The sequence below is a fragment of the Robertmurraya sp. FSL R5-0851 genome (genome assembly GCF_038002965.1).
Taxonomy (GTDB): domain Bacteria; phylum Bacillota; class Bacilli; order Bacillales; family Cytobacillaceae; genus Robertmurraya_A; species Robertmurraya_A beringensis.
Window position 1 is genome coordinate 3,044,395 of the sequence record NZ_JBBOOE010000001.1, and the last position, 19,824, is coordinate 3,064,218.

The 19,824-nt window shown below is 36.9% G+C and carries 23 protein-coding genes; 2 read left to right on the forward strand and 21 right to left on the reverse strand.

The window, feature by feature from the left end; genetic code table 11:
• Positions 1–21 precede the first annotated feature (21 nt).
• Positions 22–165 (forward strand): YpzI family protein, encoded by a 144-nt coding sequence (locus MKX65_RS15675; RefSeq protein WP_160547131.1) that lies wholly within the window; start codon positions 22–24, stop codon positions 163–165.
• Positions 166–193: 28 nt separating this feature from the next.
• On the opposite strand, the gene fni is transcribed toward MKX65_RS15675, so the two are convergent.
• The 9 genes from fni to prsW form a co-directional block, all read right to left on the reverse strand.
• Positions 194–1,243 (reverse strand): type 2 isopentenyl-diphosphate Delta-isomerase, encoded by a 1,050-nt coding sequence (gene fni / locus MKX65_RS15680; RefSeq protein ID WP_160547130.1) that lies wholly within the window; start codon positions 1,241–1,243, stop codon positions 194–196.
• A gap of 12 nt (positions 1,244–1,255) precedes the next feature.
• Positions 1,256–2,392 (reverse strand): 30S ribosomal protein S1, encoded by a 1,137-nt coding sequence (rpsA, locus tag MKX65_RS15685; protein WP_160547129.1) that lies wholly within the window; start codon positions 2,390–2,392, stop codon positions 1,256–1,258.
• A 161-nt stretch (positions 2,393–2,553) separates the two neighbouring features.
• Complete coding sequence (locus MKX65_RS15690; protein WP_160547128.1) at positions 2,554–3,135, reverse strand: 1-acyl-sn-glycerol-3-phosphate acyltransferase; 582 nt, start codon at positions 3,133–3,135, stop codon at positions 2,554–2,556.
• Complete coding sequence (cmk, locus tag MKX65_RS15695; RefSeq protein WP_160547127.1) at positions 3,132–3,809, reverse strand: (d)CMP kinase; 678 nt, start codon at positions 3,807–3,809, stop codon at positions 3,132–3,134. The genes MKX65_RS15690 and cmk overlap by 4 nt, the downstream gene beginning before the upstream one ends.
• Positions 3,810–3,960: 151 nt before the next feature.
• Positions 3,961–4,143 (reverse strand): YpfB family protein, encoded by a 183-nt coding sequence (locus MKX65_RS15700; protein ID WP_160547126.1) that lies wholly within the window; start codon positions 4,141–4,143, stop codon positions 3,961–3,963.
• A gap of 54 nt (positions 4,144–4,197) precedes the next feature.
• A complete protein-coding gene (locus MKX65_RS15705; protein ID WP_160547125.1) occupies positions 4,198–4,860 on the reverse strand; it encodes a flagellar brake domain-containing protein in 663 nt (220 codons plus the stop codon).
• A 103-nt stretch (positions 4,861–4,963) separates the two neighbouring features.
• The gene (gene ypeB, locus MKX65_RS15710) at positions 4,964–6,316 is read right to left on the reverse strand and encodes a germination protein YpeB (RefSeq protein ID WP_160547124.1); all 1,353 of its coding nucleotides are present in this window, start codon (positions 6,314–6,316) and stop codon (positions 4,964–4,966) included.
• 13 nt (positions 6,317–6,329) lie between these two features.
• A complete protein-coding gene (sleB, locus tag MKX65_RS15715) occupies positions 6,330–7,376 on the reverse strand; it encodes a spore cortex-lytic enzyme (RefSeq protein WP_160547123.1) in 1,047 nt (348 codons plus the stop codon).
• 131 nt (positions 7,377–7,507) lie between these two features.
• Positions 7,508–8,200, reverse strand: a complete 693-nt coding sequence (gene prsW / locus MKX65_RS15720; RefSeq protein ID WP_160547122.1) for a glutamic-type intramembrane protease PrsW — start codon at positions 8,198–8,200, stop codon at positions 7,508–7,510.
• Positions 8,201–8,341: 141 nt separating this feature from the next.
• Between prsW and MKX65_RS15725 the strand changes: the two genes are divergently transcribed.
• Positions 8,342–9,310 carry an asparaginase domain-containing protein gene (locus MKX65_RS15725; protein WP_160547121.1) on the forward strand — a complete coding sequence of 323 codons (969 nt, stop codon included), beginning with the start codon at positions 8,342–8,344 and terminating at the stop codon, positions 9,308–9,310.
• A 29-nt stretch (positions 9,311–9,339) separates the two neighbouring features.
• Here the strand turns inward: MKX65_RS15725 and MKX65_RS15730 are convergent, their stop codons facing one another.
• From MKX65_RS15730 to MKX65_RS15785, 12 genes are all read right to left on the reverse strand, one after another.
• Positions 9,340–10,305, reverse strand: coding sequence for a YpdA family putative bacillithiol disulfide reductase (locus tag MKX65_RS15730; RefSeq protein ID WP_340904506.1), 966 nt, complete (start codon positions 10,303–10,305; stop codon positions 9,340–9,342).
• A 75-nt stretch (positions 10,306–10,380) separates the two neighbouring features.
• Entirely contained in the window at positions 10,381–11,658 is a 1,278-nt protein-coding gene (locus tag MKX65_RS15735) for a Glu/Leu/Phe/Val family dehydrogenase (protein WP_340906275.1), read from the reverse strand.
• A gap of 274 nt (positions 11,659–11,932) precedes the next feature.
• The gene (locus tag MKX65_RS15740) at positions 11,933–12,511 is read right to left on the reverse strand and encodes a genetic competence negative regulator (protein ID WP_160547119.1); all 579 of its coding nucleotides are present in this window, start codon (positions 12,509–12,511) and stop codon (positions 11,933–11,935) included.
• Positions 12,512–12,595: 84 nt separating this feature from the next.
• Entirely contained in the window at positions 12,596–13,504 is a 909-nt protein-coding gene (locus MKX65_RS15745; RefSeq protein ID WP_340904508.1) for a MerR family transcriptional regulator, read from the reverse strand.
• 82 nt (positions 13,505–13,586) lie between these two features.
• On the reverse strand, positions 13,587–14,369 hold the full coding sequence (locus MKX65_RS15750) for a metallophosphoesterase (RefSeq protein WP_160547117.1): 783 nt from the start codon (positions 14,367–14,369) through the stop codon (positions 13,587–13,589).
• A 17-nt stretch (positions 14,370–14,386) separates the two neighbouring features.
• Entirely contained in the window at positions 14,387–14,779 is a 393-nt protein-coding gene (locus tag MKX65_RS15755) for a hypothetical protein (RefSeq protein ID WP_160547116.1), read from the reverse strand.
• A gap of 62 nt (positions 14,780–14,841) precedes the next feature.
• Positions 14,842–15,177: a CBS domain-containing protein gene (locus tag MKX65_RS15760; RefSeq protein WP_340904511.1), complete on the reverse strand. Its 336-nt coding sequence runs from the start codon at positions 15,175–15,177 to the stop codon at positions 14,842–14,844.
• Between the two features lie 79 nt (positions 15,178–15,256).
• Positions 15,257–15,715 (reverse strand): YpbF family protein, encoded by a 459-nt coding sequence (locus MKX65_RS15765; RefSeq protein ID WP_160547114.1) that lies wholly within the window; start codon positions 15,713–15,715, stop codon positions 15,257–15,259.
• Positions 15,716–15,812: 97 nt separating this feature from the next.
• On the reverse strand, positions 15,813–16,511 hold the full coding sequence (locus tag MKX65_RS15770; protein WP_160547205.1) for a LysM peptidoglycan-binding domain-containing protein: 699 nt from the start codon (positions 16,509–16,511) through the stop codon (positions 15,813–15,815).
• Positions 16,504–17,106: a CPBP family glutamic-type intramembrane protease gene (locus MKX65_RS15775; protein ID WP_160547113.1), complete on the reverse strand. Its 603-nt coding sequence runs from the start codon at positions 17,104–17,106 to the stop codon at positions 16,504–16,506. The genes MKX65_RS15770 and MKX65_RS15775 overlap by 8 nt, the downstream gene beginning before the upstream one ends.
• Positions 17,096–18,598 (reverse strand): RecQ family ATP-dependent DNA helicase, encoded by a 1,503-nt coding sequence (locus MKX65_RS15780; protein WP_160547112.1) that lies wholly within the window; start codon positions 18,596–18,598, stop codon positions 17,096–17,098. Before MKX65_RS15780 ends, MKX65_RS15775 begins: the two co-directional genes overlap by 11 nt.
• A complete protein-coding gene (locus MKX65_RS15785) occupies positions 18,595–19,644 on the reverse strand; it encodes a helix-turn-helix domain-containing protein (protein WP_160547111.1) in 1,050 nt (349 codons plus the stop codon). Before MKX65_RS15785 ends, MKX65_RS15780 begins: the two co-directional genes overlap by 4 nt.
• Between the last annotated feature and the right edge of the window lie 180 nt (positions 19,645–19,824).

Sequence of the window (19,824 nt, forward strand, 5' to 3'; positions counted from 1 at the left end):
TAATTAGGAGGAGGTGGGATCATGGGTAAAGATCGTCAACAAAGCAAATTAAAAGCAAGTGGTCGCGTCGAGTCTGATCGAGACCAAGAGTTGGAGAAAAAAGGAGCAACCAAACTTTCCAGTCCAGAAGAGGCTAGAGAGCTAAATGATAATAAAAGATACTAATGAAAAAAAGCTCCCAATCCGGGAGCTTTTATCTATTGCTATATATTTTTGTGTTTATTCCTCGTTCATTAAGCCAATGATGAGTTTTTCCCTCGATAATCAAAGGTGCCTTCTGAAGATCCTTAATAGTTGTCGAACCAAGAGCGGTCATTACATACCCAATTTCCTTTTTGATTTCTTCAATTTCTGTCATACTTTCCTCTATTCCTTCTTCTAGAAGGATTTTCAATATATAACCCGCCAAGCCAACAGCGGATGCACCTAGAGACAATGCCTTAACAACGTCTAAGCTACATTGAACCCCACCTGAACCTAATACCGTTAGATCAGGGAAACTGTATTTCACTTCTGCAATGGAAACAACTGTAGGAATACCCCATGAGTTAAAAAACGACAGCAATCGATTTCGTCTTTCATTTTCGATTTTGGCAAAGTTTGTACCACCAAAACCACCGACATCTACAATAGAAATTCCGATTTGGGTGAGCTTCTTTGCTGTTTCACGACTCATGCCAAAACCAACTTCTTTGACTATCACAGGCACAGGTAATTTTTTAACTATATCCTCCATACGCCTTAGAGCACCCGTAAAATCACGATCTCCCTCTGGCATAGTTAGTTCTTGAATGGTGTTTAAGTGGATTTGGAGCGCATTTGCTTCGAGCATATCGACTGCTTGAAGCGCCTGATCCACTGATGCTTCACTCCCTAAATTGGCAAATATTAAACCATTCGGATTTTCTTTTCTTACAATTTTGTAAGTGCTTATCTCACTAGAGTTTTTTATGGATGACATCTGGGAGCCAACAGCCATCGCAACTCTTGTTTCACTAGCAATAATAGCTAGTTGCCTATTTATTTCTTCTGTTCGTTCTCCACCACCGCCAGTCATGGCATTGATAAAAAGAGGCGAACTCAAAGAAAGTTCGCCAACCATAGTCTTAAGACTCACCTGCTCTATTGAGGAGTCAGGCAAGCTTTGGTGAATAAACGTTATATCATCAAAACCAGTATCTCTAGATTGTCCTGTTGTAAGGGCATATTGTATATGATCCCATTTTCGTTTCGATCTAGTCAATGATCATCACCATTATCTCTTTAAATTCTTCAGTTGATCTCCAATCATTTCACCTAATTGAAATCCTTTTGACTCTTCAGGAAGTTCGTAATCCTTCACTTCTTCTTCCTTTTCAGCAAGTTCTTTCATACTTAGAGAAAGTCTTTGCTCTTGCTCATTTACTTCAAGAACCTTAACTTTCACCGTTTCATTTTCCTTTAAAACCTCATGCGGAGTAGCAATATGCTTGTGGGAGATTTGTGAAATATGAACTAACCCTTCTACACCTGGGAACACTTCAACAAAAGCTCCATAAGAAACAAGGCGTTTTACTACACCTTCTAAAGTAGTTCCTTTTGCTGCTTTTTCGGAAATATTAGCCCATGGTCCAGGTAATGTTTCTTTAATCGATAAAGAAATTCGCTCATTATCACGGTCAACACTTAGCACTTTTACTTGAACTTGCTGTCCCTCTTGAACAACATCCGTCGGTTTAACTACATGCTCATGTGACAGCTGTGAAATGTGGACCAATCCATCAATCCCACCAATATCGACAAATGCACCAAAATCAGTAATTCTTTGTACGGTACCTGAAAGAACCTGACCAGAAGCTAATGAATCTAATATATTTTTCTTTTGCTTTCCTTTCTCAAGCTCAATAACAGCACGATGAGAAAGGATCAGACGGTTCTTCTCCTTGTCAAGTTCAACAATTTTAAATGCCATCGTTTTACCCTTATAATCAGAGAAGTCTTCAACAAAGTGTGCTTCCACTAAAGAAGCAGGAACAAAACCTCTTACTCCCAGATCAACTACAAGACCGCCTTTTACCACATCTTTAATTTCAGCATCAAAGACATCACCAGATTCAAACTTTTGCTCAAGCTCTTGCCATGCATTTTCAGCATCCACCTTACGCTTTGAAAGGATCAAGGCATCTTCTTCTACCTTTAATACTTCTAATTCTAGCTGATCACCTTCATTCACCGCATCACTTGCTTTTTCGATGTGAAGACTTGATAACTCACTTATGGGAATAATTCCATCAAGCTTGCTGTTTGGGATTGTGATAATAACCTGTTTTTCTTCCACCTTTGTTACTTGTCCGCTTACTTTGTCACCCACTTGAAAATCCATAACTTCCACTTGATTCATTTCTTCAGACATATGTACTCCTCCTTAATCCTTTGACTGCTCCATTTTTATAAAAGGTGATGTTTTCATCACCGTTTGAAACAATGGTACCTGACCATACTTAGAGAATAATCTAAAAAATCTCTTTAATTAAACTTCTTATAAATGACTTCTTTTGTCAAGCGAGATACTCCCTATTTGTTCGCAATAATCAGTTTTCTGATTTCTTCCATAATGATTTTTGTAGCCTCATCAGCGGATATCTTATTTTTTCGATATTCTGTAAAATCAACCGGCTTTCCATAAACCACCTTTAGCTTATTAAGTGCCTTATATGGACCAATTACTGCACAAGGGACGATTAATGCTTCGGATCTTGTTGCAAAGAAGCCAGCACCTGCTAACCCTTCACCAAGCTCACCCGTCTTACTACGAGTTCCTTCTGGGAATAAACCAAGAACCCTATTTTCTTTAAGAATCCCAAGCCCCTTCCTAAGCGCCTCACGATCACTCATGCCCCTTTTAACTGGAAATGCATTCAAATAAGGGACAAGCTTTCCCAATAATGGAACTTGGAACAATTCCTCTTTTGCCATAAAATGAACAGGCCTAGGAGTTGTAATACCTACGACAATTGGATCAAAATTTGAAATATGATTGGAACAAAGCAAAACCGATCCTTCTTTAGGAATATTTTCTTGGCCAATTGTCTCTATTCGATACAAAGGCTTATAGATCATGTTTACAACCGAGCGTGCAAAAGAATACATCGTCAATAGGATCCTATCCTTTCCTCTACTAAAACTAGGATTTTCTCAACCACTTCTTGAATGGATAAGGAAGTGGTATCTATCTCTACTGCATCCTCCGCTTTTTTCAGAGGTGCTACTTCTCGTTCAGAATCTAGTTTATCTCTAGCCGCAATTTCCTTTATAAGCATTTCTAAGTCGGCTGGAAAGCCTTTTTCAAGGTTTTCTTGATATCTTCTTTCCGCCCTTTCCTGAACGCTTGCCAGAAGAAATACTTTTATTTCTGCGTGAGGAAGGACATGTGTGCCAATGTCTCGGCCATCCATGACCACTCCCCCATTCGCCCCGAATTGCTGTTGTCTTTTAACCATTTCTTCACGTATTAAACGGTGTTTTGCTACGATGGAAACTTGATTTGTCACTTCGGCAGAACGAATTTCGTTTGTAACTTCTTGTCCGTCAAGGAAAACAAGTTGTCCTTTTTCACCTGGCAACAAGTCAATTTTTGTTTGTGCTAAAAGGTCATTAAGTGCGCTCTCATCAGTAAGCTCACAATTTACTTGTAAAGCTTTATATGTAATTGCACGATACATAGCACCTGTATCAATATAAATATATGAGAGTTTCTCAGCGATTATTTTGGCAACAGTACTTTTTCCTGCCGCAGCAGGACCGTCAATTGCGATAGATATTTTACTCATATGTCCTCCTAGTTGTTTGAACTCCACTATTTATATTAGTGTGTTCAATTTGAATCGTTAATGACTGATTCCTTATATATTTTAGCATATACTTGTTCGTTGCTTGTTAATAATATTTTAAAAAAGAAAAAAAGCAGGAGCTCCCTGCTTTTCATTTCCCATTAAAGGTTTCTAAGAAATCCGCAAAATTATTTTTGTTTACACCCTCATATTTTGTAATAATTTTCAACTCAGGAAAAATACTTAACTGATGAAAGAAAAGCTGTGTACCGATAAGGAAAAGAAACTGAATGACAATGATCTTAACTATAATACGCTCAAACGTCTTCACCATTTCACTTCCTCCCATAATATCCGTACTATTATAGGGAATTTATGGATTTTTTATTCAAGATTCTAGACCCTTCTTCTTCATAAGCAACTGGCGATCAAAGCTAAAACGAAGCAAAAGCTGACGGTCCTGTGAGTTCATATCGACAAATTGTAAAGATGCCTTCATACGACTGTCATCTAATGGAATAAGTCTTACTACCTTACTCTTAACTTGTAAATAATGAATTTCACCGCTTTGCATAGGAAGTACTAACCATAATTGAATAGTATGACCAGCACGGACTCCATGTTTATCGTTGATTAGGATTGCTGCACCGCCTGCACTAATATCATCTGTAACTGTTGTGAATGGTTTAAACTCTGCATTGGTTGAATGCACTGCCACGTCTGCAGTTGTTTCGACCCTTACATATTGACGTCTCTGGATTTTAACTAAGTGTTCGTCACCAGGATAAGATAAAATAAGCATAGGAATATTCTGCTTGGTTCTTCCTAATACCTCAGATTCAAACAAAAAGACTGAGTTATTATCCTGAGAAACAAAGGAACCTTTTAACTGTGTCCCATCAATTAAAAAGACTGTTCGTTCAGTTGCCGTATTGATTGGATAATCAATATAGATTTGATTTTCTTTTTGTTCTACTACTTTACACTTAAACTTATCTAATTTATCTCCATACTTTAACTCGAGCATAATTACATTGCCTATTTTAAACATAAGAATCACACATCCTGTCAAAACTTGTCACTACAAATTATGACATGAACTTAATCATTGACGCAATATGAATCTAAAAAAAAGGAAAAGCGGGTGCTTTTCCTTATACAACGTCCTCATATATTTCCTCGGCGTTTTCTAGTTTATAAACCTTTTCTTCAATGCCACTATTTGCATTTATGAAAATACGATACGTATCATCACCAAGAGTTCCCATGAATTCATAACACAGTACTTCTTCGTTCATATCATTTATAATGATCGATTGTCTATTTTCCATTACCTTAACACTTGGGTTAATTTTCTTTTGTGCGTCTTCCACTGATAGAGTTGGCTTTGGAATGTCTCTAACATGGTGAGAGCGTAGATAATCATCAGCAGAAAAACCTAAAATATTTCCATTATCCAAAGCTACTTTTACATTAATTGCATCAGGATACACTCTAACATCATTTTCGTTTGTAACAAAGGTAAATACTCCAATATTATCGTACTGCGTGCTTTCAAACAGATCTAAATTTTCGAAACCCGTATCTTTTAAGAATTGAATCGCTTTCGTACTTGCATCATTTAGACTTAGTTTTTGTTCTTTCACATCACGAGAGTAGATAAACCAAATGGGATAACCACCTTTTTTCGTGACATCCATACTTGCTTCTTCATTGGTTCCCTTCTTTTGTACAGAAACGCTATAAAAACCAGTACTTGCCCCTTTTCCACTTTCTGTAACCTTAACAGCCACATCATTTCCAAAGGCTGCATATTTTTTTGCGATTTGGACCGCCTCTTCTTCTTTTACTTGTTTGCCTTGCAAGAATTTAAACTCGTTGTCTTCTTTTTGACTTAAAGACACAAAGGCAGGTCCAAAATCTGTGTCTCCATATCCTTCTACTGTTTTCTCAACGGTCTTAAAACCATCAATAATTGTATTATCTAAAGGCTCTTCTGATGATGCTAGAGCCAACTCCACATCCATCCAGCGTAAGTTATTTTCTAAAACCATATGCTGTACCTTTCGTAATTCTCCCTGAATTTCTGCAGACTGCTTATACAGGTCCTGTAACGATTGGTACTCTTTATCGGTTAGTGGCTCTTTCTCTAAATCTCTAATGGCGGTACGATAACTAAAATCACCTATTTTCGCGAGAAACTCCTCCGTCTTGTTGAAAGGTAGAAGTGTTAATGGAAGTTGCCCAACATCACTATGAGCATCAGATGTTATTTTCCAAACCTCTGCTAAAGAAGGCGATAATGATTCCCTTGAATTCATCGCTAATGTTGTTCCTATTTTATTATTCAGTAAATCTACCTGATAGCTTAGATCATGAAACGCTCTTTGATAGTTGTTCTCTGCATTAATGAGTACGGCATTTTTTTCACGATGCTCTTGATAGCCCCAAAAAGCCGTTCCTGCTACCCCGAGCACCAAAACACCTATTAAGATTGTTCTAATCAATTCGACCTCACCCCTATTTACAGAATATATGCTTTCCGATGCGCTTAATTTGTGGCCTAGACCAAATCCATCCACTTGTCGCCGTGTCAGGGTTAAAATAATAGATGGCATTACCAGTTGGGTCCCAACCATTCATTGCGTCTAGAACAGCTTTCTTTGCGTTCTCATTTGGGGTTAACCAAATCTGGCCATCCGCAACGGCAGTAAACGCTCTTGGCTCAAAAATAACCCCTGAAACCGTATTTGGAAATGTAGCACTTTGTACCCTGTTTAATATGACAGCTGCCACCGCCACTTGACCAATATAAGGTTCACCTCTCGCTTCTCCATACACAGCGTTTGCCATTAGCTGAATATCATTCTGTGAAAACCCACTTGGTACATTAGCTGCTGTAGGTTTTTTTGGTGGAGTTGCAGCTGTTGCTTTCGGGCCAGTTTGATTCCCAGCATTCGCTTGTGGTGCCGCAGGTTTTTTTGCTGTCGTATTATTATTTTGAGGCTTCTTTGCAGCTGTTGTATTCTGTTTCGGTTGTTGTGCAGTTGGTTTTTTCGCTTGAGTTTTTGCCGTTGGTTTTTGTTCTTGAGTTTTTGCAGTTGGTTTTTTTGCTGTTGCCGTTCCTTGATTGTTATTCGGCTGTGCCTTATTTACTTTTGGGTCTGGCTTCTTTTGCTTTGCTAAATCTACTCCACCATAATGAGTAAATTTGTTTCCCTTATTAATTTGTTCCTTTACAAATTGCTCATTGTACTTTGTTGCCTTTGCTAATTTCTGCTTTGTTGTTGGTCCAGCAAGTCCATCGATTGGCAATCCAAATTCGTACTGAAAGTTTCTTAGAGCCCAATACGTCTTCCATCCAAATACACCGTCAATTTTTCCATTATAATATCCGATATACTGAAGACGTGATTGAAGTTCGATAACATCTTCACCTACTGCCCCTTGTTGAATTACTTGATTGGTGAAGGCGTCAACCTGATCCACCTTTGTGGTAAAGGGGATAATCACTTGAGTTAAAAATAAGATTGTAGCTACTTTCATTAATAAAATTTTTTTGTTCATCGTTTGCAACCCCCAGATGTAAATCTTATTAACATTAATCCTATTTTTTGTAGAGGTTGGTTTTTTATGCAAAAAAGCTAGCAGAAACTTCTTTAACAAGAATTTAGGACAAAACAAAACCCCTTTCAATTTTAAAATTGAAGGGGGTTCTGAATTTGTATATCATCATTCGATGCCTTTATTCCGCTCAAGTGCCTCGCACTCTTCACTTTACGGAGAGCCAGCCACCATAAAAAAATCATAAATGGTAAAATAAAAAGCAACCAATACTCAAATGACATTAGTATATAATCGTAAATACCATGAAAAAATACTGGAAGAAGCAGTGAAAAAAGGAGCCATTTTCCTTTTTTATCTTTCGTGAATTTTCCTTTTCCTAAATAGTAACCCATTAATACACCAAAAAGCGCATGACTTGAAACAGGTAATAGCGCTCGACCTATAGCATGCTCAACCCCATTTGCCACCAAATATAATATATTTTCACTTGTTGCGAACCCTAGTGCTACTGAGGTACCATACACAATTCCATCGTATGGCTCGTCAAATTCAACATGTTGATAAATGGCATAAAAAAGTATGAACCACTTAAAAAATTCTTCCAAAAAACCCGTTGTAAAGAAGGCGTTTAAAAAATCAGAAACAACCAAATGCTCTACTTCAATCACATATTGAATAAACATAATTGGAAATACAAGCAGTGCACCATATATAAATGTGCGAAAAACCACTGAGATTGGTTCTGACCCGTACTCATCTCTTAAGTAAAAATAACTAAGAAGAGCTAAGCCAGGAGCTATCCCAGCAGAAAAAATCCCTAGCATTTGCTATCCTCTTTTCCATTCGTTTATTCCATCGTACCATGAGTTCTTAAGAAAGAAAATCTATATTTTTAACGTTACGTGTAGACGAAGTAGCTTTCAAATAGGTATGATTTTAAGTGGATGACATAACAGGAGGTTCTTATGAAAAATCTACTTGTAATCCATACAGGTGGGACGATTGCCATGAGTGAAGATACGGAAACGGGAGCGGTAAAACCGGGCGAAAAAAATCCAATTGTCGATAAAACAAAGGAGCTTTTGTCCGTTGCGAATTTAATCATTGAGGAGCCTTTCCAGCTGCCCTCACCCCATATTACAGCAAAAGAAATGCTGCAACTAAAAGATATTATTGAATCTTATTTAAAGGAAGATAAAATAAACGGAGTTGTGATTACACATGGTACAGATACATTGGAGGAAACTGCCTATTTCTTAGATTTAACGATTCGGTCAAGCATACCGATTGTACTGACAGGGGCAATGAGATCAAGTAATGAAATTGGTTCAGACGGTCTTTATAATTTACTTTCTGCTTTAAAAGTAGCAAACAGTGATGAAGCCGTTGGAAATGGCGTTCTAGTTGTGTTAAATGATGAAATACATACAGCAGTAAATGTAACGAAGACACATACAAGCAATGTATCTACCTTTCAAAGTCCGCAGTATGGACCGATAGGGACAGTGACAAAAAGAGGAGTTTTCTTTCACCACTCACCAAGAAAAAAAGAAATATATCATATAGATAAAATTTCCAAACGGGTGGTACTAATTAAAGCCCATGCCGGAATGGATTCCTCCCTGCTTTATGCGATAAACGATTTACATTTTGACGGAGTTGTCATTGAAGCATTAGGACAAGGAAACCTACCTCCAGCTTCTATTCCTGGTATTAAGCTTTTACTCGAAAACAAAATACCCGTTGTTTTTGTATCAAGATGCTTTAATGGCCTAGCGGAAGATGTGTATAGCTATGAAGGCGGTGGGAAACAGTTTAAGGATTTAGGCGTTATTTTCTCTAAGGGTCTGAATGGGCAGAAGGCTAGAATAAAATTGATGATTGCTCTAGAATCAACTAGTCATATAACCAAATTGGATCGCATGTTTCAATAAAAATACCGGGCTTAAATGCCCGGTATTTCTTACGATTTTTTATTAGCTATCGATTGAGCGATTTGCTCTCCATGAAAGCGGCCGTTTTCAATAAAAATTTCATTCGCATTGTTTCCAGCCGCCAATACACCTGCAATATAAATGCCGTCAATATTGCTTTCCATCGTCTCTCCATCATACCTTGGTCTTCCAGTCTCTCTGTCAATTTCTATACCCATCTGAGCAAGAAAGCCATGATCTGGATGATAACCAGTCATAGCAAAAACAAAGTCGTTTTTTATACTAAACTCTTTGCCATGTTTGACATAAGTTACTTTGTCAGCTTCGATTTCCTTTAATTCTGCTTCAAATTCCATCTTTACGACACCATTTCGAACGAGCGAATCAAATTCAGGAAGAATCCACGGTTTAATAGAAGGAGAATATTCTTTCCCACGGTAAATGACAGTTACTCTTGCACCTGCTTTTACAAGCTCAATCGTAGCGTCAACGCTTGAGTTCTTCCCTCCGACGACAACAATATCCTGATCGAAATAAGGATGAGCTTCCTTAAAATAATGAGATACCTTTGGTAAATCCTCACCTGGAATTCCCATTATATTTGGATGATCATAATAACCGGTTGCTACAATCACATACTTTGTAGTGTACTCCTTTATATGTGTGCGAACGATAAACTCATTCGCTTCTTTTTTCACACTTGTTACTTTTTCAAAAGGTTGAACCCGTAATCCTTTTCTTTTTACTACTTCGCGGTAATAAACCAATGCTTGATTCCTTCTTGGTTTGTATTCTTCTGTTAAAAAAGGAACTTCACCAATTTCTAATTTCTCACTCGTACTAAAAAAAGTTTGGTGTGTAGGATAATGATAAATTGCATTCACTATATTTCCTTTTTCAATAACCAGGGGATTTATTCCAATTTTTTTCAATGCGATGGCCGCTGATAAGCCACACGGCCCTCCACCAATAATAATTGCATCTTCTATTTGCATCGCTCTCTCTCCTAAACAAAAAATCTCCATCATTATATGATAGGAGATTTTTTCTTGCTTTTCAAATATAAATCATTAAATCCAACCTCTAAATCTTGATGCTTCGGCCATTTTCCTTACACCGACCATATATGCTGCTAAGCGCATATCTACTCGTCTGGTTTGTGCAGTATCATATATATTATTAAAGGATTTACACATAACCTTTTCTAATTTTTCTTCCACTTCTTCTTCCGTCCAGTAATACCCTTGATTATTTTGGACCCACTCAAAATAAGAAACGGTAACTCCACCCGCAGAGGCAAGCACATCAGGTACAAGTAAAATCCCTCGGTCCGTTAAAATCTTAGTTGCTTCGAGGGTCGTTGGACCATTTGCTGCTTCAACAACAATCTTTGCGCGAATATTATGGGCGTTATCTTCAGTGATTTGATTCTCAATTGCTGCAGGAACCAAGATGTCACATTCTAATTCAAGCAACTCTTTATTAGAGATTGTATTATTAAAAAGCTTCGTAACTGTTCCAAAGCTATCACGTCTATCCAACAAATAATCTATATCCAATCCATTTGGATCATGTAATGCTCCATAAGCATCAGAGATACCCACTACTTTTGCACCTGCGTCATGCATAAACTTTGATAGATAACTGCCCGCGTTTCCAAACCCTTGGACAACCACGCGCGCACCTTCAATATTAATACCCTTCTTCGCAGCTGCTTCTCTTATACAAATGGTTACACCTTTTGCTGTTGCCGACTCCCTGCCATGTGAACCACCTAATACGAGTGGTTTTCCAGTTATAAACCCTGGAGAATTAAATTCATCTATTCGACTATATTCATCCATCATCCAAGCCATAATTTGTGAATTTGTAAACACATCTGGCGCCGGAATATCTTTGGTTGGTCCAACAATTTGACTTATTGCTCTAACGTAACCACGACTTAATCGTTCAAGTTCACGAAATGACATATCACGAGGGTCACACACAATGCCCCCCTTACCTCCACCATATGGTAAGTCAACGATTCCACATTTTAAGCTCATCCAAATAGAAAGCGCCTTTACTTCCTTTTCTGTTACACCAGGATGGAAACGAATTCCTCCTTTTGTAGGTCCAACAGCATCATTGTGTTGTGCACGATACCCTGTAAATATCTTTACTGACCCATCGTCCATCCTTACTGGGATTTTTACTGTTAACATTCTCATTGGTTCTTTTAATAGTTCATATACTTCTTCAGGGTAGCCAAGCTTTTCTAATGCACTGTGAATAACAGTTTGAGTCGATCTTAGCACATCAAGCTTTTCTTCATCGTTTATGTTTGTAGTCCCTTTTTCGGCCACTATTTTACCCTCCTAAAATCACTAACAATGTTGTCCCATTCATGACATAGTATACACTTTTGGGTAATTTATGCAATAATAAATGAAAATTTTTTGACATTTTTACGATATTTATTGAAAACGCTGTCATTGTTGTTATTTAGGGAATTTTCTGTATTTTTCATCTTTCCCTTACTTGCCTTTCAAAGGGCTTTCTCCTTTTATTTGAATACTATTTAGTAGTGTCTGTTGTTCGCCGTAAGATATTCTTTTAGAAAAAAACGGCAAAGACAGTCCATTACTTAAAGTAATGGACAATTGTCTCAACCGCTTTCTGATCAATCACTGTTTTCCCATACTCTTTTATACGATGAATACTTTCAAGAGTAGGGTTTGAGTATTCAGATAGAACAACTGCCACTAACATTAAGTTACAGTCTTCTACATTTTCTATACAAAAATAATACCTGTCCTCCATTACATATAAGCTTCCCCCAGTAAAGCCGAGTACTTTGAGCTGATGGGACACTTGAATGACATATTCAAAATTGGTAAATTCATAAATGAGGTCCTGCTTTTCCTTAACACTTACCTGTAAATCATAGAAGGAATCCATTAAGGAGCTGTCTTCTTCTTCCTCATCCATCGTGACAATCATGACCATTCCCTGAGTATGCATCGTAAAGATTTCTACCGCAACCGTTCCTTGTATATCCACATCAAATTGTTCACTTGCTTCTTCAAGCATTTCATGGAACAATTGATGCCATTTTAATGAATCTTTCCATATATCCTCTTTTGTTAATCCTCTTTCAGATAAATCATCAATAGTTAAAAAAATTTTTATTTTATTATACGTTAATCGTTCTAAGCGCATTATAAAGCCCCCTGCTGTGAACAACTGTTTGTTTAGTGTATGATATTCTTGCAGGAAGGTGAATTGTCTAATTGATATTCCTTCTTACATTCTAGTTTTTAACCAACTTTCCCACTCATTTCGTGAGGTACCTAAAATGTGTTCATGATATTTGAGTTTTTCTTTTTCAGAAATGGTATCAAACGCAAAGCCGCCTAATCCAATATGTATGTACTCATAGCTCTTCACCAAGTTCTCTGTGAGTTGAAGTGTTGCGCTAACATTATCCTTCATTGTACAGGAAAAGAAGATAAATTTTGGCTTCACAATCTTAATAACCTCATCTATATCTTTTTCAGCTATACTTGCCCCCAAATAAATGACCTCAAATCCTCTACGTCTTAAGAATAACGTAAAAATTAGCAGGCCAAGCTCATGCCACTCTCCTGGTCCACAAACTGCAATCGCCTTTGGCATCATTGGATTTTGCGGAAAGGAGTGCAAAATCATCCCTATTCTTGATCGGAGAATAGAAGAGGCAAAGTGTTCATGTGCAGTGGTGATTTTAGAATTTTCCCATAAATCACCAATTTTTACAAGTAATGTACCCAAAATATCTACTAATACCTTATCCACTGTAAAAAAGCTAAATGCTTGATTAATGATGTCATGTGCTGTTTTTTCGTCAAAGACAAGTAGTGATTGAAGTAACTTGTCCGCCATAGCAATTGATTGGTCAACACCTGTTTGAACAAGTAAGAGACCTTCTTTTTCTTCAAGTTCATTATTTTCAAGTAACGTAACAGCTTGACTTATCGTAAATCCTTTATTCACTTTATCTTGAAGCCATCTTAATATTCTTACATGTTCTTCCGTGTAAAGACGATGTCCCGATTCGTTTCTTTTTGGGGCTACCATCTGATAACGCCTTTCCCATGCTCGTAGCGTTCCTGCTTGAATTCCTAACATTTTTGAGACCGCTTTTATATTATATTTTCCATCTTCTGTCTCCATTGTCTTTCCTCCGTATAACTCGTAGCATACTCACATTATACAGTTCATATAAAAAATGTGTAAACTTTGTATAGGCTGATACTTACACTTGATCTTTATTAGAAATGGAAATGAAGTGCGTTTCAGCTCTTGCGCCTAGCCTTAGTGGCATAGCAGTCGTTCCATAGCCATTACTTACAAGAAGTGAGGTGTTTTCTAACTGTTGAAATCCCCCTACCTCATACGGTCCGAATCCAAATATTCTAATTTGTCCTCCATGAGTATGACCACTCAACACTAACGAAATTCGGTCTTGTGCCTGTATCTTTTCCGTAATTCTAGGATTATGGCTGACGAGTATACGAAAACCCTCCTCTTGGGCATCCTGAAGTGCTAAGTCCAACCGATCTCTCTTTAATTGAAGATCATCAACTCCAAGTAGGACCATCATTTCTCCTGCTTCTGATTCAAAGGAAACCGCTGTATTATCTAAAATCTTCACTCCGTTATCAAGAAGCAAAGCATCCAGCTCATGATAATCGACCTCATAATCATTATTTCCCCAAACAAAATACAATGGTCCCAACTGCTTGAGAAGGGTAAGATTGTGTCTAACCTTTTGAAAATCGACTCCTTTTTCAAGAAGGTCACCACCAATGATTACTAAGTCTACCTGTCCTTTTGCTTTTACATCCTGTATTATTTTGTCAGAGACTTGGCGCTTATGAATATCCGATATAAAAAAGAGCTTTAGTTCACCAAAGCTCTTAGGAAACTCTGAAAAAGTAAAATGATGGGTTTGAACTTTATTTCGAAATGCCTCTTTGTACATAAAAATAAGGAGCGAGAATGCCACTATAACTAACGCATAAAATAAGAACTCCATATATCCTCCTCTTTATTTTATTCTTTACTTTCTCGAAGAAGCTCGTAATCTAATGAAATCATACCATAAAGCAATGAGAAACTAAAAAAAGCAACAGCTGGCCATAGAGAGACCATTGCTAGTAAATAAAAACTTAAACACACCAAAAATAATAAAAGAAACTCAAGTTTTAATAGCTTTCCCCTCAACCTGCTTACAACCATCATTTCAACGCCGTTCTTAATTAAGTCAGCATTTATTAAAAACCCAATAAAAAACGCTAAAATAGAAGCAAGAAAAGGAACAGGACTTAATACCACCTCTACAATAATATCTGATAAGTTATTTGGAAAATGGATAGGTATCCATACAATAAATAATAATCCACATATATATCCGAAGAAAAGTTTCAACAGTTTTTTCACATACACAAAAATCCCTCCCATAAACAATGTATGAGAGGAATCAATCTTGTTACACATTTATCTAATAATTAGTCTTCATGTATGTGTAGAATCCGAAAACCAAAATCCTTTAGATCTAACAATAAATTCTCAAAGATTTCATTTCCTTCCAGAAAGCGATCTTGATGTGTTGCAATTTGTGAGACAGTAGTATTTGTTAAATACTCATCCTTTGTTTGCTGGCTTTTAAAATAATTTTCATAAATGCTGTATCTTGTAACTGTTCCTACATAAGTTGGTCCATCTAACACGGGCAACCCATCAATTTGTTCTTCCTCAAGTTTAGTAAGCGCACTTAACAAAGTGTCTTGATGAGAAACAACATGACACTGATGCTTTGGAATCATAATACTTTTTACGAACATGTCAATCACCTCAGGAAAGAGTAAATGTCTTCCATATTTTATTCGTCATTAAGGGTAAAAAATCCTTTTTCATCAAATCCTATTTACTTTCATGATAAAGGTTTATGTCAAAGTTTTTCTTCATCATTTCAAATACTTTGTGACGGTTTTTCCACTCATCTTCTTTTTTCCAAAGGTCCTTACTTTTGTCAATGATTTCACATCGAAGTGCATGATATTCCTTTTCGGCTTTCTCACGCTTTTCTCGAAGTAAATTCATAAATCCATATAATCCAACAATGATGACAAGGACATAAAGATTACTTGATTGATTAACAAATTGTGAAAACATGGATGCAAAAGAATACGAGTACGGAGTCAGTACTACTTTATAAAGATAGTAAAAATAAAAAAAACAGAGAAAAATGGTCGTCCACATCACAAGTAAATGGCGAAGCTTTAATTTATCAAACTTCCTTTTTTTATCTATTACTTTTTGTAACATTTGCCTAGTTGCTTGGTCCGTTCGATCGTCCAATAATAAGATTTCCGATTCCATTATTCTACCCTCCCCCTATCAAATAAATATGAACTTGTCCGACGTTTTATGATGATTCAAAAAAAAGAGCTAAGCCATTTGTATGGCCCAGCTCAGGTTACTTACTTAGCGGTATGGTTAAGGTTTGTCCAACTGTTATTTCGTTTGATGGTAATGAATTTGCCTTCTTAATAATATCAATACCAGACTGTGATTTATAGTACTTCATAGCCAGTCTAAATATGGTTTCTCCTCGCTGAACTTTATGGTAAACAACTGTTTGATCTACAGGCTCTGCTTTTGTGTTTGAATTAGTTGAGCTTTCTGGAGTAATCGTTGTTTCTTGGACAGTTTCGATACTATTGGCCCGTTCCGCATTTGCAGATTCTTCAACAGCACTTGCTTCTGCTCCTCCATTCTCGTCCGCCACTGCTTCTTCTGTTACCGTATTTTCTTCCTCTACCTCTTCGGCAATATCCTCTTCTGCATCCGTATAATAAACAGCTTCTGCTCCCTTACTTTCTTCAACCGTCGAACTAACCGATGATTTCTGTGACTCGTTATATGTGTAAATACTAAAAATCACGATTGGAAGTAAGATAAAAAACATACCTAGCAAGCGAATAAGGGGATACTTTACTTTTATTTTTGTCTTTTTTTTCAATTGTTTCTGTTTATGAACTCGACTCCTTGGTGGAAGCTTTTCATTTGAAAGGGTAGTATTTCCATCCTTTGGCGAATCTACTTTTTGATCAACATCCTTCATCCTTTTACGAAGTTTTTCTGCTTGATCTCTAATAGGCTCTTCTTTATTCATTTCTTTCACGTTCCTCTCTTATCCTCTCTTTTCTTTTGATAATAAATCCCAATAACGTATCAATAACAAAATGCATCGCAATAGTCACCAGGAGATTTCCTGTCCACTCGTATATAACCCCAATTAAGAAACTGAGGAGAGTGATATTCAAAAAGAGAAACCAATTAAATAGATAACGATAATGGATTAAAGCAAAAATAACGCTAGATACAATCAATCCAAAATGAGTTTGTATGACCCCTCGAAATAGAATTTCTTCACAAGTAGCTACAATTGCTGCAATAAAGAGAATTTCCCACCATTTTCTCTTCGAAAACAATTTTTCATTCAACCCTCCATCGTCATAATAAGAGGAAGGAAGAAATTTCATAAACATTGCATCTATACAAACGATAAGTAATCCTGCAGGAACCCCTACCCACCAGATAAAAGGGTCGTTCCAGTCAAAGAGTTCGAGAAAGGACTTCAGACTGTCAAATAATAAACTCCCAATAATTACGGAAAGAACCACGAGTATGACTTGTGTCAAGTAGAGGTGTTTTAACAATTCCTTATCTGATAATTCATCAATCAATTCTTCATATTTACTTTTCATAACTAGTCCCACTCTTCGTAAGTAAGCCCCTCAAATATTCCTTCCACTGAAAAGGCGTAAACTCTACTTCATCTGAACACTTGGTTTTGTATCGATCGTAAACAATTCCACACACATGACAACAATCGTCTACGGTGCCGTGGGAAACTTCTCCAAAGTAAGAAAGAACCCCTTTACGTTTACACTCCTTCGACTGAATCCAGTTCAACATCTCCACTATCTTTTTTCTTTTATGCTTTTTTCTAGTGTTAACATACTCTATAAACCGTTCTTTCTCTATTATTAAATCCATACTGTTCGTTAGACTACGGAGAAAATCCCTTGTTAATCTCCAAGATGTTTCTGTAAATCCCCCCATCTGTTGAATGGATTCCTCCATTTCTTCCCACTCATAAAGCAGCTGATCTCCAAAATGTCGAAACAACCAACTTATTTGATATTCTGTAGGAAGCTCTCCTTCTGCTAACTGGTAAGGAAGCTGCTCATCATGGGGAGAATACAAAAGAATAGATATACTATTCTCCCCATCCCTTCCAGCTCTTCCGATTTCCTGTAAGTAAGACTCTAACTGCAAGGGCATATGAAAATGGATTACAAATCTCACATTTTCTTTATTGATTCCCATTCCAAAAGCGCTAGTTGCACAAATCACATCAAGCTGCCCTTTAATAAATTGCTGTTGAATCAGTATTCTACTTTCCTGGTCAAGCCCACCGTGGTATGCCATTGCTCTTGGAACCCCACTGTCCCGAAGAATAACGGCTACTTCTTCAGCTAATTTTTTACTAGAAAAATAGATAATTCCTGGACCTTGTAAAAAAGATACCCATTCCAACAGCCTATCAAGCTTTTCTTTTGTATCGTAGACATAGTCTACGACCATTTTAATGTTGGGACGGTCTACGGAGGACACAAACTCCTCCCACTTGTCTAACTTTAATGTTCGGACAATATCGGACCGAACCTCTTGATCTGCTGTGGCTGTCAAAGCAATCGTTTGCGGACTACCAAGAGATTCTCGAACGTCACCTAGCTTTAAATAATCAGGCCTAAAATCATAGCCCCACTGCGAAATACAATGTGCCTCATCTACCACAAATAAGCTGATGACTAGCTTTTTTAGCTTTGTAACTACGAACTCATTCATTAGCATTTCAGGTGAAATATAAATAAACTTATACGTATGCAATCGACCAAACACACGGCCTCTTGTCTCACGGTCTAGAAAAGAATTTATTGCTACTACCCGTTTTTCACCTCGTGACATCATCTGTTCAACTTGGTCCTGCATCAATGAAAGCAATGGAGTAACTACTACCACTACACCTTCCATTAGATAAGCTGGTAGTTGATAACAAAGTGATTTACCTGTTCCAGTTGGGAGCATTGCAAGGACATTCTTTCCATTTAACAATGCTTCGACAATCTCTTTTTGGCCCATTTTAAATTGGTTGTAGCCAAAATGGGTCTTTAATTCATATTCTAGCATCATAATAGGTCACCAAATTTCGCAATCACTAATCGAATTTGAAAATAATCTACATCTATTATTTCTCGGATTTTCCTCAACTGCTTGGATGAGGCTTTTTGAATCGCCTCTTTTATCCTTTCCTGAAGTGGCACTTCAACAAATCGGTCAATATTAAATCCGTTCACGAAAAGGGCAATCTCAACGATATGATCTTGAATTGTACTTTCTTTTAATTTTCTTATTCGGCCGATTTCTACAATCCCTTTTCCTTTCTTTATTAATTCGAATGTTTTTTTGGCAGAAGCTGTTAACTGCTGAAACTCATCAGTCACTGCCATTCTAGCTAATAATGGATAGGCAGAAGGATTTTCTTCGATTGAACTCATTAAAAAATGAAGCAATGCTTGAAATTGAAATCGATAGTTATTCTCTTCGATACCAAGCATTTCGATGGTTTGCATTTCCGTTAAACCAATTGACTCAAACCCGGACAATCTTGCAACTAATACGCTTGGGTCAATCTTCAGTTCTGAAGACTCCAATAAAGCCTGTAATTCCCTTAACAACTCATGAGGAAAGTTCTTGCTGTTTCCTTCCGATGTTGCGAACAAATGCTTAATCCAATTTTGAGTATCTTTATTTTTCTGAACAGGTATATAGCTTGTTTGATTATTGATTTGATTAGAGCATACTTGAATAAGTAAAGATAATCTTTCCCAAAATTGTAGACAATTGTGATACCTTCCTCCTTGCAAGTTTTTCAAGAATGGGTACATTGAATACAATTCATGAATCAAAAGTTGTCCACTTTCGCTAATGCCAACCTGCTGATCGCCAGAAATATATATAAATTCATGTTTTATTAGTTTGCTTATAATGCTCTCATATTGCTCTCTTGTTAAATGATGTGCTGTATGAAAAAAGGAATCCAATTGAAAAAGATGTGAGTCCTGTATGGTTTGAGATGATTTTTTCCCATTTAATAAGTGAAACACGCTTGAGCTGCTTCGTTCTTTACCAAGTTTTGATAAACAATATAGAACGACGTGTTCAAGAATATTTATCAATTTACCTCACCTTCGATACTTAGGTTTTTTTGTATTTTTATGTCTATTATTGTAGCATGAAATGAGTCGCATTTAATGAATAAAAAATGCCATTAATGTCCAAACCCTTATATGATAAGCATTCTCAATACTTTTTCTATTGAAATGTTGACCATTCAGTTTTACAATAAGATATGAGGG